The following is a 14903-nucleotide window of genomic DNA, read 5'->3' as shown; positions in this document are numbered from 1 at the left end:
ATCAGCCGCGTCCGCGCAGGGAACGGTAGGCGGCGACGAGGCCGGCGGTGGAGCCGTCGAGCCGCTCGCCGCCCTCGCCCCGGGTCAGGACCGGCTCGATCTTCTTGGCGAGGACCTTGCCGAGCTCGACGCCCCACTGGTCGAAGGAGTCGATGTTCCAGACGGCACCCTGGACGAACACCTTGTGCTCGTACAGGGCGATGAGCTGGCCGAGGACGGAGGGCGTGAGCTCCGTGGCCAGGATGGTGGTGGTGGGGTGGTTGCCCCGGAAGGTCTTGTGCGGGACCAGTTCCTCCGCCACGCCCTCGGCCCGCACCTCCTCGGGGGTCTTGCCGAAGGCCAGCGCCTGGGTCTGGGCGAAGAAGTTGGCCATGAGCAGGTCGTGCTGGGCGACCAGGCCCGGCAGCAGGCCGGCGACCGGCTCGGCGAAGCCGATGAAGTCGGCCGGGATGACCTTGGTGCCCTGGTGGATCAACTGGTAGTAGGCGTGTTGCCCGTTGGTGCCGGGGGTGCCCCAGACCACGGGCCCGGTCTGCCAGTCGACGGGGACGCCGTCCCGGTCGACGGACTTTCCGTTGGACTCCATGTCGAGCTGCTGGAGGTACGCGGTGAACTTCGACAGGTAGTGCGAGTACGGCAGCACGGCGTGCGACTGGGCGTCGAAGAACGCTCCGTACCAGACGCCGAGCAGGCCGAGCAGCAGCGGCGCGTTCTCCTCGGCGGGGGCCGTGCGGAAGTGCTCGTCGACGAGGTGGAAGCCGTCGAGCATCTCGCGGAAGCGGTCCGGGCCGATGGCGATCATCAGCGAGAGGCCGATGGCCGAGTCGTAGGAGTAGCGGCCGCCGACCCAGTCCCAGAACTCGAACATGTTGGCCGTGTCGATGCCGAACTCCTCGACCTTCTCGGCGTTGGTCGACAGCGCCACGAAGTGCTTGGCGACCGCTTCCTGGCCCGCCCCCAGCTCGGTGAGGAGCCAGTTCCGGGCCGAGGTGGCGTTGGTGATCGTCTCGATGGTGGTGAAGGTCTTCGAGGCGACGATGAAGAGCGTCTCGGCCGGGTCGAGGTCGTGGACGGCCTCGTGGAGGTCGGCGCCGTCGACGTTGGAGACGAAACGGACCGTCAGGTCCCGTCGCGTGTAGGAGCGCAGCACCTCGTAGGCCATGGCGGGACCGAGGTCGGAGCCGCCGATGCCGATGTTCACGATGTTCTTGACGGGCTTGCCGGTGTGGCCGGTCCACTCGCCCGCGCGGACCTTGTCGGCGAAGGCGCCCATCTTGTCGAGGACGGCGTGGACGGCGGGCACGACGTTCTCGCCGTCGACCTCGACGACCGCGTCGCGCGGGGCGCGCAGCGCGGTGTGCAGCACCGCCCGGTCTTCGGTGGTGTTGATCCGCTCGCCGCGGAACATGGCGTCGCGCAGCTCGGCGACCCCGGTGGCGACGGCCAGCTCGCGCAGCAGCGCCAGCGTCTCGTCGGTCACGAGGTGCTTCGAGTAGTCCAGATACAGGTCGCCGACCCGCAGGGTGTATCCGGTGCCCCGGTCGGGGTCGGCCGCGAACAGGTCGCGCAGATGGGTCTCGCCCCACTGCTCACGGTGCTTGCCGAGGGCGGCCCACTCCGGCGTCTGGTTGAGCCTCACGCGGCCTTCGGTCTTCATCTCGGACATCGCCCACTTCTTCTCTCACTGCCTGCTTGCCCCGCTGCCGTCCCAACCTAATTGATCGCCGGTGCCGACGACGCGACGGCGCCGTGAACGGGTGCCGTCGCCGGGGTGCGGAGCGGCGGTGACCGGGTGTCAGTGACCGCCGCGGTGGAGGCGGCCCGCGTAGTGGGCCTCCAGGGCCGCGTTGCGCTCGTGGCCGCCCGGCAGGTTGGCGGAGACGTACACCGGCGGCTGGTGGCCCTCGGCGAGGAGCAGGGCGACCGCCTCGGCGACGACCATCTGCACGAGGAGGGAGGAGGTGAGGGTGGAGACGCCGCAGAGCGCTCCGCCGTCGGGAAGCGGCAGCAGGGCGTCGCCGGTGGGAGCGCAGTTGTCGAGGACGGCGTCGGCCAGGTCGGCGAGCCGCCGGCCGCTGGGGTGGAGGGCGGGGACGGCGTGGGTGTGTTCCAGGGAGGTGAGGGCGACCAGTCCGTGCCCGGCTCCGGTGACCTTCAGGGCAAGGTCGACGACGGAGTTGTTGACCCCGGAGTGGGAGATGATGACGAACAGGTCCTGGGGCCGGGGCGTGGCCAGGGCGTAGAGCCGCTCGGCGAGACCCGGGGAGCGCTCCAGGAGCGGGTCGGCGAGCACGGCCGGGTCCTCGCCGCCGCGCAGGACGAGGTCGGCGAGGGAGAGCCGGCTGGTGGGGACGAGCCCGCCGGCCCGTCCGGCGATCTCCAGCGCGGCGGCCTGGGAGTGCCCGGTTCCGAAGGCGTGGATCACTCCGTCGGCGGCGACACAGTCGGCGAAGAGCCGGGCGGCCGCGGGGACGGAGTCCTTGCCGGCGGCGACGGCCCGTTCGACGGCGGCCCGCGCGTGGTCGGCGAACAGGTCGGCGCCGAGGGGGTGTCGGGGCATGGGCGAACCTCCACTGGTTCGATGAACCGATCTCGGGAGAGTAATCCGAATCAATGAACCAGCGCCGACCGAGGCGCGTCAAGGGCGCGTGCCTCGCGGGGGAACGCCGGGCACCGGCGTTCAGTACGGGAGGCGCGCCAGCGCCACCGCGCCGGTGAGGCCGTCCGAGGACGGGAGGGGGGTCAGGCCCAGCGCGGTCGTGTGGGCGGCGAGTCGGGGCAGCAGAGGGCCCTCGGGGCCGAGGAGGCCGCCCGTGACGACCAGTGGCTCGCCCGGGCGGGGCGCCAACGCCTCGACGGTGGCGGCCAGTTCCCCGGCCGCCCGGTCCAGCAGTTCGCGGGCGACCGCGTCCCCGGCGCGTTCGGCGTCCACCACGAGAGGGCTCAGCGCCGCGAGGCGGACCGGGTGCCCCCCGTAGCCGTACCCGACGATGTCCTCCTTGCTCAGGCCGCCGCACAGCTCCCCGACCGGGCCGGCGAGCGCCGTGGCCGGGCCGCGCCCGTCGAGGGAGCGCAGGACGGCCCGCAGGGCCTCCCGCCCCAGCCAGAACCCGCTTCCCCCGTCACCGAGCAGCCAGCCGTCGCCGTCCACGGTCAGGACCGCCCTGCGGCGCTCCACCCGCGCGGCAGCCGCGCCCGTCCCCGCGATGAGGACGAGCCCGTCGGTGGGCGTGCCGGGTCCCGAGGCGAAGGCGATGTCCGCGTCGCCGTAGACCTCGACGCGCCCCGGGACGATCCCGGTCGCGCCCAGCGCCTCGGCCAGCGCCGTGCGGGCGTTGTCGCGGCCGCCGCCCGGCCCGCCACCCGCGAAGCCGGCCACGACGGCCAGGACCGCGCCCCGCCGCCCGCGCGGCACGGCCCGTCCGACGGCCGCCGCCAGGTTCCGCGCCAGAGCGTCGCGCGGGACGCTCAGCGCGTTGCCGGGGCCGCTCGCTCCCTCCCCCAGCGTCTCGCCGGTCGCCGCGTCGGCGAGCCGGGCCCTGGTCCGCGTACCGCCGGCGTCGAGGCCGACGACCACCGCGCGGCCCGCCACCGCGCCGGCCGCTCCGGCCGCCGCCCCCGCCTGAATCCCGGATTCGTTCATCAGCCCGCATGGTGGTTGATAGATTCACGCCTCGACAAGACCCCCGACACACCCGGACAGGAGCCAGGCGCCGTGATCACCGCGCTCATCCGTTCCGAACTCCCCCGTATGTCCGGTTCCCTGCGGAAGGTCGGCCGCTGGGTGCTGGAGGAACCGCGGCGGGTGGCGGGCGTCTCCGCGGCCGAGCTGGGGCGGCGCACCGGCACGTCCCAGGCCACGGTGACCCGCTTCTGCCAGGCCGTGGGCCTCGACTCGTACCAGGCCTTGCTGCTCGCCCTGGCCCAGGAGCAGGGCCAGGAGGACCACCGCGAGGAGGCGCGCCCTCTCGGTCCGGACATCGGGCCCGACGACCCGCTCGACCAGGTCGTCGCGGCCGTCGCCCGCGCCGATCTCCAGGCCCTGCGCCGTACCGCCGAGCGGCTGGACCTGGACGCCCTCGACCGCGCGGCCCGGACCCTCGCCACGGCCCGCCGGGTCGACGTCTACGGCGTGGGGGCCTCCGGGGTCGTCGCCCTGGAGACCGAGGCGCGGCTCTTCGGCATCGGGTGCGACGCACGCGGCTGGACGGAGGTGCACGCGGCGGAGACCTCGGCCGCGCTCCTGACACCCGCGGACGCGGTCGTGGCGCTCTCGCACTCCGGTGCCACCCGCGAGGTGCTCGCCCCGCTGCGGCTGGCGGCGGAGCGGGGCGCCTCGACGATCGCGGTGACCGGCGATCCGCGCTCCCCCGTGGCCCGGGCCGCCGGGATCCATCTGACCTCGACCTCGGCCGAGACGGGCTTCCGGCGCGGCGGGTTCGGGACGCGGCACTCGGTGCTGCTGATCCTCGACTGCCTCTACGCGCGCGTGGCGCAGCTGACCTACCAGCGGTCGACGGCGTCCATGGCGCTCACCGCGCACATCGCCGACAAGCACCGCTGAGAAGCGCCGCCGGCAAGCGCGGCCGACCGGGCGGAGACCATGCGAACGGGCCCTGCCCGCGAACTCGGTTCGCGGGCAGGGCCCGTTCGTCACACCTTCACACCGGACTCAAATCTCGCCGCGCAGTTTGGCGAGCGCCTCGGCGAGGATCGCCTCACCGTCGGCGTCGCTGCGCCGCTCGCGTACGTACGCGAGATGCGTCTTGTACGGCTCCGTGCGCGGCGGGTCCGGCGGGTTGTCCCGGTCCTGTCCGGCCGGGAAACCGCAGCGCGGGCAGTCCCACGTCTCCGGAACCTGCGCGTCACTGGCGAAGCTCGGCTGCGTCTCGTGCCCGTTCGAGCACCAGAAGGAGATGCGGAGGCGCGGCGCCGACTCGCCCCGCTCGGCCTCCCCCATCGGCCCCGCTCCGACCCGGCTTCCCCGGATCGCGTTGCCACTTGCCACGGTCGTAACTCCCTGCGTGATGGTGCTCGAAGATGCCCCAGTCTACGTAAGGCCCAACGCGCGTCCAGTGATTGGAGTTACACAGAACTCCGCAACGCCGGCACGAGCGCTCAGCCGTTCACCTTCATCAGAAGTGCAAGTACGATAATGCACGCGAACCACAGCAGACCGACCACCACGGTGATCCGGTCCAGGTTGCGCTCGGCGACGGAGGAGCCGCCGACGGAGGACTGCATACCTCCACCGAACATGTCGGAGAGGCCGCCGCCCTTCCCCTTGTGCATCAGCACGAGCAGCATCAGCAGCGCGCTGAAGACGATCAGGGCGATCGAGAACCCCATAACCACGGCTGGACCCTACTTCCTGGCAATTCTCGGAAAAGTACGAACGACGGGGGCCGACAGGCTCACACAGCCTGGTCGGCCCCCGCAAGGGTACGACGGATCGTCGCTACCGCATACTCACTGGTCGCGGAAGCGGACGATCCTCACGAACTCGTCCGCGTCCAGCGCCGCGCCGCCCACCAGGGCGCCGTCGACGTCCGGCTGCGCCATGATCGCGGCGACGTTCCCGGCCTTCACCGAGCCGCCGTACTGGATGCGGACCTTGTCGGCCAGCTCCTGCGAGTACAGCTCCGCGAGACGCCCGCGGATCGCGCCGCAGACCTCCTGCGCGTCCTCGGGGGTGGCCACCTCGCCGGTGCCGATGGCCCACACCGGCTCGTAGGCGATGACGACGGACTCGGCCTGCTCGGCCGGGACGTCCTTCAGGCCGCCGTCGAGCTGCTTCAGGGTGTACGGGACCTGCTCGCCGGCCTTGCGGACGTCCAGGCCCTCGCCGACGCACAGGATCGGGGTCAGACCGTGCTGGTACGCGGCCTTCACCTTGGCGTTGCAGACCTCGTCGGACTCGGCGTGGTACTGCCGGCGCTCGGAGTGGCCCACGGCGACGTAGGCGCACTTCAGCTTGGACAGCATCGCGCCCGAGATCTCACCGGTGTAGGCACCGGACTCGTGCGCCGAGAGGTCCTGGGCGCCGTACTTGATCTTGAGCTTGTCGCCGTCGACCAGGGTCTGGACGGACCGCAGGTCGGTGAAGGGCACCAGGACCGCGACCTCGACGGCGTCGTAGTCCTTGTCGGTGAGGGCGAAGGCGAGCTTCTGGACGTGTGCGATGGCCTCGAGGTGGTTGAGGTTCATCTTCCAGTTGCCCGCCATCAGCGGGGTACGCGAAGTCACTTTTTCTCAGTCCTCCAGAGCGGCGAGGCCGGGGAGCGTCTTGCCCTCGAGGTATTCGAGGCTGGCGCCACCACCGGTGGAAATGTGGCCGAAGGCGTTCTCGTCGAAGCCCAGGGTCCGGACGGCGGCGGCGCTGTCGCCACCGCCCACGACGGTGTACGCGTCGCTGTCGACCAGCGCCTGCGCGACGGCGGCAGTGCCGCCCGCGTAGTCGGGGTGCTCGAAGACGCCCAGCGGACCGTTCCAGAAGACGGTCTCCGCGTCGGCGATCTTCGACGCGTACAGCTCCCGCGTCTTCGGGCCGATGTCGAGGCCCTCCTTGTCGGCGGGGATCTTGTCCGCGTCGACCGTGATGAACTCCGCCGGGGCCTTGGTCTTCAGGTCCGGGAACTCGCCGGAGGCCAGGACGTCGACCGGGAGCACGAGCTCCACGCCGTTCTTCTCGGCGCGCTCCATGTACTCCTTGACGACGTCCACCTGGTCCTTCTGGAGCAGGGAGATGCCGACCTCGTGGCCCTTGGCGTAGAGGAAGGTGTACGCCATGCCGCCGCCGATCAGCAGGCGGTCGGCCTTGCCGAGCAGCTGGTCGATCACGGCCAGCTTGTCGGAGACCTTGGCGCCGCCCAGGACGACGACGTACGGGCGCTTGACGTCGGTGGTCAGCTTCCTCAGGACGCCGACCTCGGTGGCGATGAGGTAGCCGGCGGCGTGCGGAAGGCGGGCCGGGAGGTCGAAGACCGAGGCGTGCTTGCGGTGCACGGCGCCGAAGCCGTCGCCGACGTAGAGGTCGGCGAGGGCGGCGAGCCGGTCCGCGAACGCGCCGCGCTCGGCGTCGTCCTTCGACGTCTCGCCGGCGTTGAACCGGAGGTTCTCGATCACGGCCACGTGGCCGTCGGCGAGGCCCGCGACGGTGGAGGTGGCGGAGTCGCCGACCGTGTCGGTCGCGAAGGCCACGGCGGTGCCGAGCAGTTCGCCGAGGCGGGCGGCGGCCGGGGCGAGGGAGAACGCCGGGTCCGGGGCACCCTTGGGGCGGCCGAGGTGCGAGGCGACCACGACACGGGCACCGGCGCCGGCGAGGGCCTTGACCGTGGGAAGGACGGCGCGGATCCGGCCGTCGTCGGTGATGTTCGTGCCGTCCAGTGGCACGTTGAGGTCGGCGCGGACGAATACCCGCTTGCCGGCGACGCCTTCGGCGAGAAGCTCGTCGATCGTCTTCATCTTGTCCTGACTCCTTGGAACGCGGTGGAGCACACGAGACAGGGCTCGTACAGCGCGACGTTACGCTGTCCGAGCCCTGCGCTCACATCAAGGGGTGCCTGCCCTGAGGCTTGCTTAGAGCTGACCGCCGACGAAGACGGTGAGGTCGACGAGACGGTTGGAGTAACCCCACTCGTTGTCGTACCAGCCGAGGATCTTCACCGAGTTCCCCTCCTGGACCATGGTCAGGGAGGAGTCGAAGGTGCAGGAGGCCGGGTCGCTGACGATGTCCGAGGACACGATCGGGTCCTCGGTGTAGTACAGGATGCCCTTGAGGTCGCCGTCCTCGGACGCCTTCTTGAAGGCGGCGTTGACCTCGTCCTTGGTGACCTCGCGCTGGAGGGTCACGACGAGGTCGGTGGCCGAGCCGGTCGGGACCGGGACGCGCATGGCGATGCCGTCCAGCTTGCCCTTGAGCTGCGGGAGGACCAGGGCGGTGGCCTTGGCGGCACCGGTGGTGGTGGGGATGATGTTCTCCGCGGCGGCGCGGGCGCGACGCAGGTCGGAGTGCGGGAAGTCCAGGATGCGCTGGTCGTTGGTGTACGCGTGGACCGTCGTCATCAGACCCTTGACGATGCCGAAGTTCTCGTCGAGGACCTTGGCCATCGGCGCCACACAGTTGGTGGTGCAGGAGGCGTTGGAGATGACGTGGTGGTTGGCCGCGTCGTACTTGTCCTGGTTGACGCCCATCACGATGGTGATGTCCTCGTCCTTGGCCGGAGCCGAGATGAGGACCTTCTTGGCGCCACCGGCGATGTGCTTCTCGGCGTCGGCCTTCTTGGTGAAGATGCCGGTCGACTCGATGACGATGTCGACACCCAGCTCACCCCAGGGGATGTCGGCCGGGTTGCGCTCGGAGAGCACCTTGATGGTGTGGCCGTCGACGGTGATGGTGTCGGCGGTGTGGGTGACCTCGGCCTTGAGGCGTCCCAGGATCGTGTCGTACTTCAGCAGGTGAGCAGTGGTCGCGGTGTCACCCAGGTCGTTGACAGCCACGATCTCGATGTCGGCACCCTGCTCAAGGAGCGCGCGGAAGTAGTTGCGACCGATGCGGCCAAAGCCGTTGATGCCTACGCGGATCGTCACGAACCGATCTCCTCGTTAGGTACGCCGGGTTTCGACGCCGGCGAGATTCTTTTAGGGATGTCCCCGACCGCTTACGACCCTACCTCTCCCGTCGGCTCAGAGTGACATCGTGTGCGGTCGTAACCCCCTGGGAATGCACCGTGGCCCGTGACTACCGGCGGGTTCGAGCCACGATGCGCCTTTCATCCCGATCACTGACTGTGATCAAAGGGGCGGGTGGTCGCTCAGCCGTGCACCGCGCGGAGCGCCTTCCTGATCAGTGCCGCGCGCTCCTCCGCGCGGGTGACGTGCTCCAGGCCGAATCCGAGCAGGACGGTGTCACGTGTGGTGACCGCCGCCTGTGAGTGGAAGAGCCCCGTGGAGCGGGTCCAGTCCGTTCCGTTCCCGGGGCTGCCGGCCGGCGGCCCCGGTACGGACCAGGCGCCGAGGGCGGTCTCGAAGCCCTCGGCGTCGCCCTCGGTACCGCCGACGACGAGCCTGGTGTCGTCGACGAAGGCGCCCGTCTCCCCGGTACCGGGGTCCGAGATGTACGAGATCGACAGCTCGACCCGCTTGCCGGCGTAGGCGCTGAGGTCGATCGACGCCTGACGCCAGCCGTGGGAGGGGCCGGTGAAGGCGTTCCAGGAACCGGTGGTTCCGGTGGTGGCGCAGCCGTCCTCGCCGACGGTCAGATAGCGGGTGAGGAAGGGGTGGCCCTGGACGTAGTAGCCCTCTCCGCAGTCGGCCGGGGCGGCGGTGGAGGTGCCGCCGTTGGCGTCCGGCAGCGTGGTCCAGTCGTCGAGACCGGCGGTGTGGGCCTCGACCACGAGGTTGTCGTAGCCGGGCTCGGTGTCGTAGCTGACCTGGAAGGACAGGGTCGGCTTCGCGTCGGCCCCGACGCCGGTGAGGTCGACGGTGCGGGTGAGGCGGCTCCAGGTGTCGTCGGCATGGCGCACGGCGGCGAAGTACGAGCCCTCGTACGGCTCGAAGGGGGTGCGGACCCCCGGGTAGTCGCCGGCCGAGGCGCTGCTGCCGAAGGCGGGGAACTGCCGCGGGGGCAGGGTGTCCGAGGTGACGGTGTACGCGCCGGCGTTGTCCAGCGGGTTGCCTTCGGCCGCGCCGAGGGTGGCCGAGGCGCCGGCGAATCCGCCCGCTCCGGTGAAGCCGGGCGGGTTCTTCAGGCCGGCCCGGTGGTAGGCGCCGAGGTAGTACTGGGCGAAGTCGTTGGAGTCGGCGCGGCCGATGTCGACCAGGCCGCCGGACTTCTCGCCGGCGTTGACGAGCTTGCCGCCCTCGTTGAGGTAGTCGCGGACGGCCAGCATGACCGGTCCGGAGGGCTGCTCGGCGCCGGTGTACCAGACGACGGTACGGAAGTGGCTCAGGATGCCGAGGGGGTGCGGCACGCCCTGGGTGGCGACGTCCCAGACGGCGGCCTTGCGGCCGCTGTCGGCGAGTGCCTTCGCATAGGCCGCGGTGTGGCGGGCTGCGGTCGTGCCGCCCTCCTCGGCGAGGACGAGGACGTCGCCGCGCGGCCGCTCGGCCACGGTGTACGTGAACGGTTTGGACGCCGTCGCCCGGCCCTCGCGGGTGCGGGCGGTGAACCAGACCTCGACGGTGTCGCCCGGCCCGGCGTCCTCCACCTCGGCCCGGTACTGGTCGAAGTAGAGGTTGTCCTCGCCGCCGTACGTCTCGCCGCCCTTCCACGCCTCCAGCCGCTCGCTCTGCGTCCGGCCGCCGTTGACGCGGTACCTCAGCTCCTTGGCGCGCAGGGACTTCCGCGCGGTGACGGACACCTCCTGGTCGCCGCCGCGGGCGTAGGAGGTGGCGAAGGCGTGCGGGGTGAAGTCGGGGGCGTCGTTCCCGGTGACGGAGACGGGCCTGTCCGGCCGGGCCGCGCTCTCCGCGACGGCGAGGGCGAAGGGGACGTTCTTCGCGAACTCCGCCTGGATCAGCTTCTCGTCGTCGGGGAAGGTGAAGACGGAGGCGCAGTCGGCGGCCTCCCAGGCGTCGGTGGGATCGACGCGCGAGGCGGTGGCACAGGTCGACATCTCCGGGGTGAACATCTGCATCCCGTTGACGTTGGCGGCGTGTCCGTCGGCCTCGCCGTTGGTGGTGTAGAGCTCGGAGGAGACCTGCGGGCGGTAGCCGGGGACGGCCGACTTCTCCGGGGTGCCGGCGAGCGCCTCGAGCGCCACGTCGTCGGGGGTGTCGGTGGCGACCTGCCAGCCCACGCCGTAGAGCAGCAGCTGGGCGGCGGAGTGGTAGTTGATGCCGTACTGGAAGCCGATGCGCCGCTGGAAGGCGTCGAGCGCCCTGGTCTCCGGCTCGGACATGGGGCGGGTCCCGCGGAAGGTCTCGTCGGCCGGGTCGGGTGACGAGCCCTCGTTGTCGTAGCCCCACTTGTAGGCGAAGTTGCGGTTGAGGTCGACGCCGTCGCCCGGCCCGATCCTCCCGTCGCCGTCGTTGTCGCGGAGGTTCTTGCGCCACTGACGGTTCTCGGGGTCGGCGTGGGTGTGGTCGTAGCCGTCCGGGTTGGCGGAGAGCACGAACCACAGCTCGGTCGTGTCCACGACCTTGGTGAGCCGGGGGTCCTTGCCGTAGCCGTCGAGGTAGTGGTGCATCAGCCGCCGGGTCATCTCGGTGGTGATCCACTCGCGGGCGTGCTGGTTGGAGACGTAGAGCGTGGCGGGCCTGGAGCCGTCCCGGGACGTCGCCGCGCCCTTGCCGATCTTGAGGGCGAGGATGTCCTGCCCCCTGACGGTCTTGCCGATGGAGATCACCTTGGTCAGTCCGGGGTGGGCCCGGGCGGTGGCGAGGATCTCCTGCTTCAGGCCGCCGGCTCCGCCGTAGGGGCGGAAGACGCCGTCCCCCGCCCCGGCGACGCGCCGGGCGGTCCGCTCGGAGAGGGTGTGCTCGGCGAGTTCGACCCCCTTGCCGCGCAGCCGGTCCGCCTGCTTCCCGGTGAGGTGGAGTTCGAGGGTGGCGGAGCCCTTCTCGGGCACCAGTTCGGTGAGTTCGTGCGCGTCGGTACCGGCGTCGAGGAGCAGCGGCACCTGTTCCCGGCTGACCTCGGCCCGCCATACGGAGAGGGCGTCGCCGCCGTCGGTGTCCCGGGGTTGCGCGTCGGCGACGGGTGCCGTCGCCAGGCCGGCGATCAGCAGTGAAGCCGCGGCGAGGATGGATCTCGCTCTGCGTCTCATGAGCCCCCCTTGCTGTTGTCTGCCACGAAGGTGAACAGACGACAGGCTCATGAGAGTCCTTGATCATGTCAAGGAGGCCTCCGGTGCGCCGACGCAAACTGCCGGTGCCTCAGAAAGGCACCGGCAGCGGCGAGTTGGGCAAGACGGGAGGTCAGCCGACGAGACTGTCGTCCAGCTCCTCCGACAGGTTGGACTCCGTCCCCGGGATGCCCAGGTCCTGGGCCCGCTTGTCGGCCATGGCGAGCAGACGGCGGATCCGGCCCGCGACGGCGTCCTTGGTCAGCGGCGGGTCGGCGAGCGCGCCCAGCTCCTCCAGAGAGGCCTGCTTGTGCTCCATGCGCAGCCGGCCGGCGGCGGCGAGGTGCTCGGGCACCTCCTCGCCGAGGATCTCCAGGGCCCGCTGGACCCGGGCCCCGGCGGCGACCGCCGCGCGGGCCGAGCGGCGCAGGTTGGCGTCGTCGAAGTTGGCCAGGCGATTGGCGGTGGCGCGCACCTCGCGGCGCATCCGCCGCTCCTCCCAGGCCAGCACCGACTCGTGCGCGCCGAGCCGGGTCAGCAGGGCACCGATGGCGTCCCCGTCGCGGACGACCACCCGGTCCACGCCGCGCACCTCACGCGCCTTCGCGGCGATGGACAGCCGGCGCGCCGCTCCCACGAGGGCGAGCGCGGCCTCCGGGCCCGGGCAGGTCACCTCCAGGGAGGAGGAGCGTCCCGGCTCGGTCAGCGAGCCGTGGGCGAGGAACGCGCCGCGCCAGGCGGCCTCGGCGTCGCAGGTGGCGCCGGAGACGACCTGCGGGGGCAGGCCCCGGATCGGGCGGCCGCGGCCGTCGACCAGGCCGGTCTGCCGCGCCAGCTGGTCGCCGCCCGCCACCACGCGTACGACGTACCGGGAGCCGCGCCGCAGTCCTCCGGGAGCCATCACGATCAGCTCGGAGCTGTGGCCGAAGATCTCCAGGATGTCCCGCTTGAGGCGCCGGGCCGCCATGGCCGTGTCCAGCTCCGCCTCGATCACGATCCGCCCGCTCACCAGGTGCAGGCCGCCGGCGAACCGCAGGATCGACGAGACCTCTGCCTTCCTGCAGCAGGTCCGGGTGACGGGGAGCCGGGAGATCTCGTCCTTCACCGCTGCCGTCATCGCCATGGGCCGATCCTTCCATGCATCCGAAAAATACGGTCGTACGCGGCGGCCAACAGCTCCGGGTCGTGCTTCGGGAGACCGTCGGCCCGGGCGACCGGCGCCAGCTCGACCGCGGCGCCGAGCCGCTTGGCGGCGTCGGACAGTGACTCGCGGTCGGGCACGGCGGCCTCGTCGGCCAGCACCACGTCCAGGGCGAGTTTAGGGGCGTGTCGTCCCAAAACCTCCAAATGACGCTGCGGAGAGAAGCCCTCGGTTTCTCCCGGCTGCGGTGCGAGGTTCAGCGAGAGGACACGCCGGGCCTTGGTGACGACCAGGGCGTCGAGCAGCTCGGGCACGAGCAGGTGCGGGATCACCGAGGAGAACCAGGAACCGGGGCCCAGGACCACCCAGTCGGCGTCGAGGACCGCGGCGACGGCCTCGGGGACGGCGGGCGGGTCGTGCGGGAGGAGGTGCACGGACTGCACCTCGCCCGGCGTGAGCGCCACCGTCGCCTGGCCGCGGACGGTGTCCACGTCGTCCGGGCGGGACGGATCGTGTCCCTTGACCAGGGCCTGGAGCTCCAGCGGCACGGCGGACATGGGCAGCACCCGGCCGTGCGCGCCGAGCAGCCTGCCCACCAGGTCCAGGGCCTGGACGTGGTCGCCCAGCTGCTCCCACAAGGCCACGATCAGCAGGTTGCCGACCGCGTGCTCGTGCAGGTCGCCCTTGGACGAGAAGCGGTGCTGGATGACCCGGGCCCAGGTCTGGCCCCAGTCGTCGTCGCCGCACAGCGCGGCGAGCGCCTTGCGCAGGTCCCCCGGCGGCAGCACGCCCAGCTCCTCCCGGAGCCGGCCGCTGGAGCCGCCGTCGTCGGCGACGGTGACCACGGCGGTGAGGTCACCGGTGATCCGGCGCAGGGCGGCGAGGGAGGCCGACAGGCCCATGCCGCCGCCCAGCGCGACGACCTTGGGCTGGGCGCCGCGCCTGCGGAGCGTACGCACCGAGAGGGTGGACGTACGCCGGCGGTACGGCTTCACTCGCGCCCCATGTCCCGGTGGACGACGACGGTCTCGACCCCTTCCGCGGCGAGGCGGGCGGCGAGCTTCTCGGACGTGGCGACGGAGCGGTGCTTGCCCCCGGTGCAGCCGACGGCGATGGTCACGTACCGCTTGCCCTCGCGGCGGTAGCCCGCGGCGATCAGCTGGAGCAGCTCGGTGTAGCGGTCGAGGAACTCCTTGGCGCCGGGCTGGTTGAAGACGTACGCCGACACCTCCTCGTTGAGGCCGGAGAAGGGCCGCAGCTCGGGGACCCAGTGCGGGTTGGGCAGGAAACGCATGTCGACGACGAGGTCGGCGTCCACGGGCAGTCCGTACTTGAATCCGAAGGACATGACGGTGGCCCGCAGCTCCGGCTCCTCGTCGCCGGCGAACTGGGCGTCCATCTTGGCCCGCAGCTCGTGGACGTTGAGGCTGGAGGTGTCGATCACCAGGTCGGCGTCGCCGCGCAGCTCGCGCAGCAGGTCGCGCTCGGCGGCGATGCCGTCGGTGATCCGGCCGTCGCCCTGGAGCGGATGCGGCCTGCGGACCGACTCGAAGCGCCTGACCAGGGCCTCGTCGGAGGATTCCAGGAAGACGATCCGCCGGGTGACCTGCTGGGCGTCGAGGGCGGCCAGGGACTCCCGCAGGGCGTCGAAGAACTGCCGGCCGCGGACGTCGACGACGACGGCGATCCGGGCGACGTTGCCCTGGGATCGTGCGCCGAGCTCCACCATGGTGGGGATCAGCGCGGGCGGCAGGTTGTCGACGACGAACCAGCCGAGGTCCTCCAGGCACTTCGCCGCGGTGGACCGGCCGGCGCCGGACATGCCGGAGATGATCACCAGCTCGGGGATGGCCGCGTCGGCGGTGCTGTCGCCGTTGGCCTCCGTGCCCGTACTCATGTGTCCTGCTCCGTCTTCTCGCTGATGCCGTTCGTGCTCTTCAAGCCGGTCCTGCTCACGGTGCCGGTCTTGCCCGTCC

General features: G+C 71.4%; 13 protein-coding genes. 1 reads left to right on the top strand and 12 read right to left on the bottom strand.

The annotated features are described in order from the left end of the window. Position 1: 1 nt before the first annotated feature. The 3 genes from pgi to AB0K65_RS09625 form a co-directional block, all read right to left on the bottom strand. Complete coding sequence (gene pgi / locus AB0K65_RS09635) at positions 2 to 1666, bottom strand: glucose-6-phosphate isomerase (RefSeq protein WP_365715214.1); 1665 nt, start codon at positions 1664 to 1666, stop codon at positions 2 to 4. Positions 1667 to 1795: 129 nt separating this feature from the next. Then, positions 1796 to 2560, bottom strand: coding sequence for an SIS domain-containing protein (locus AB0K65_RS09630; RefSeq protein WP_365715213.1), 765 nt, complete (start codon positions 2558 to 2560; stop codon positions 1796 to 1798). Positions 2561 to 2680: 120 nt separating this feature from the next. Next, on the bottom strand, positions 2681 to 3643 hold the full coding sequence (locus AB0K65_RS09625) for a BadF/BadG/BcrA/BcrD ATPase family protein (RefSeq protein ID WP_365715212.1): 963 nt from the start codon (positions 3641 to 3643) through the stop codon (positions 2681 to 2683). Between the two features lie 72 nt (positions 3644 to 3715). Here AB0K65_RS09625 and AB0K65_RS09620 point away from each other — a divergent pair, with 72 nt between their 5' ends. Then, entirely contained in the window at positions 3716 to 4564 is an 849-nt protein-coding gene (locus AB0K65_RS09620; RefSeq protein WP_365715211.1) for a MurR/RpiR family transcriptional regulator, read from the top strand. A gap of 108 nt (positions 4565 to 4672) precedes the next feature. Here the strand turns inward: AB0K65_RS09620 and AB0K65_RS09615 are convergent, their stop codons facing one another. The 9 genes from AB0K65_RS09615 to rapZ all read right to left on the bottom strand — a co-directional run bounded on the left by AB0K65_RS09615 (position 4673) and on the right by rapZ (position 14824). Then, on the bottom strand, positions 4673 to 5008 hold the full coding sequence (locus AB0K65_RS09615; protein ID WP_003976875.1) for an RNA polymerase-binding protein RbpA: 336 nt from the start codon (positions 5006 to 5008) through the stop codon (positions 4673 to 4675). A 110-nt stretch (positions 5009 to 5118) separates the two neighbouring features. Continuing rightward, positions 5119 to 5349: a preprotein translocase subunit SecG gene (gene secG, locus AB0K65_RS09610; RefSeq protein WP_365715253.1), complete on the bottom strand. Its 231-nt coding sequence runs from the start codon at positions 5347 to 5349 to the stop codon at positions 5119 to 5121. A gap of 120 nt (positions 5350 to 5469) precedes the next feature. Beyond that, positions 5470 to 6246, bottom strand: a complete 777-nt coding sequence (gene tpiA, locus AB0K65_RS09605; RefSeq protein WP_365715210.1) for a triose-phosphate isomerase — start codon at positions 6244 to 6246, stop codon at positions 5470 to 5472. 6 nt (positions 6247 to 6252) lie between these two features. Further along, a complete protein-coding gene (locus AB0K65_RS09600; protein WP_365715209.1) occupies positions 6253 to 7464 on the bottom strand; it encodes a phosphoglycerate kinase in 1212 nt (403 codons plus the stop codon). Between the two features lie 114 nt (positions 7465 to 7578). Beyond that, positions 7579 to 8589 (bottom strand): type I glyceraldehyde-3-phosphate dehydrogenase, encoded by a 1011-nt coding sequence (gene gap / locus AB0K65_RS09595; protein ID WP_137990083.1) that lies wholly within the window; start codon positions 8587 to 8589, stop codon positions 7579 to 7581. Between the two features lie 224 nt (positions 8590 to 8813). Next, positions 8814 to 11768: a M14 family zinc carboxypeptidase gene (locus tag AB0K65_RS09590; RefSeq protein WP_365715208.1), complete on the bottom strand. Its 2955-nt coding sequence runs from the start codon at positions 11766 to 11768 to the stop codon at positions 8814 to 8816. Between the two features lie 151 nt (positions 11769 to 11919). Next, positions 11920 to 12909, bottom strand: a complete 990-nt coding sequence (gene whiA, locus AB0K65_RS09585) for a DNA-binding protein WhiA (RefSeq protein WP_365715207.1) — start codon at positions 12907 to 12909, stop codon at positions 11920 to 11922. Beyond that, positions 12900 to 13922: a uridine diphosphate-N-acetylglucosamine-binding protein YvcK gene (yvcK, locus tag AB0K65_RS09580; protein WP_365715206.1), complete on the bottom strand. Its 1023-nt coding sequence runs from the start codon at positions 13920 to 13922 to the stop codon at positions 12900 to 12902. Before yvcK ends, whiA begins: the two co-directional genes overlap by 10 nt. After that, positions 13919 to 14824 (bottom strand): RNase adapter RapZ, encoded by a 906-nt coding sequence (rapZ, locus tag AB0K65_RS09575; protein ID WP_365715205.1) that lies wholly within the window; start codon positions 14822 to 14824, stop codon positions 13919 to 13921. The genes yvcK and rapZ overlap by 4 nt, the downstream gene beginning before the upstream one ends. Positions 14825 to 14903 lie beyond the last annotated feature (79 nt).

The sequence above is a fragment of the Streptomyces sp. NPDC053755 genome (assembly GCF_040677675.1).
GTDB lineage: Bacteria > Actinomycetota > Actinomycetes > Streptomycetales > Streptomycetaceae > Streptomyces.
Note: the sequence above shows the minus strand (reverse complement) of the source record. Positions and strands in the feature narration are given on the sequence as shown.

Bases quoted from the DNA above. Each gene is read 5' to 3' on its own strand.
- pgi (WP_365715214.1), bottom strand. From the start codon at position 1,666: ATGTCCGAGATGAAGACCGAAGGCCGCGTGAGGCTCAACCAGACGCCG.
- AB0K65_RS09630 (WP_365715213.1), bottom strand. From the start codon at position 2,560: ATGCCCCGACACCCCCTCGGCGCCGACCTGTTCGCCGACCACGCGCGG.
- AB0K65_RS09625 (WP_365715212.1), bottom strand. From the start codon at position 3,643: ATGAACGAATCCGGGATTCAGGCGGGGGCGGCGGCCGGAGCGGCCGGC.
- secG (WP_365715253.1), bottom strand. From the start codon at position 5,349: ATGGGGTTCTCGATCGCCCTGATCGTCTTCAGCGCGCTGCTGATGCTG.
- AB0K65_RS09600 (WP_365715209.1), bottom strand. From the start codon at position 7,464: ATGAAGACGATCGACGAGCTTCTCGCCGAAGGCGTCGCCGGCAAGCGG.
- AB0K65_RS09590 (WP_365715208.1), bottom strand. From the start codon at position 11,768: ATGAGACGCAGAGCGAGATCCATCCTCGCCGCGGCTTCACTGCTGATC.
- whiA (WP_365715207.1), bottom strand. From the start codon at position 12,909: ATGGCGATGACGGCAGCGGTGAAGGACGAGATCTCCCGGCTCCCCGTC.
- rapZ (WP_365715205.1), bottom strand. From the start codon at position 14,824: ATGAGTACGGGCACGGAGGCCAACGGCGACAGCACCGCCGACGCGGCC.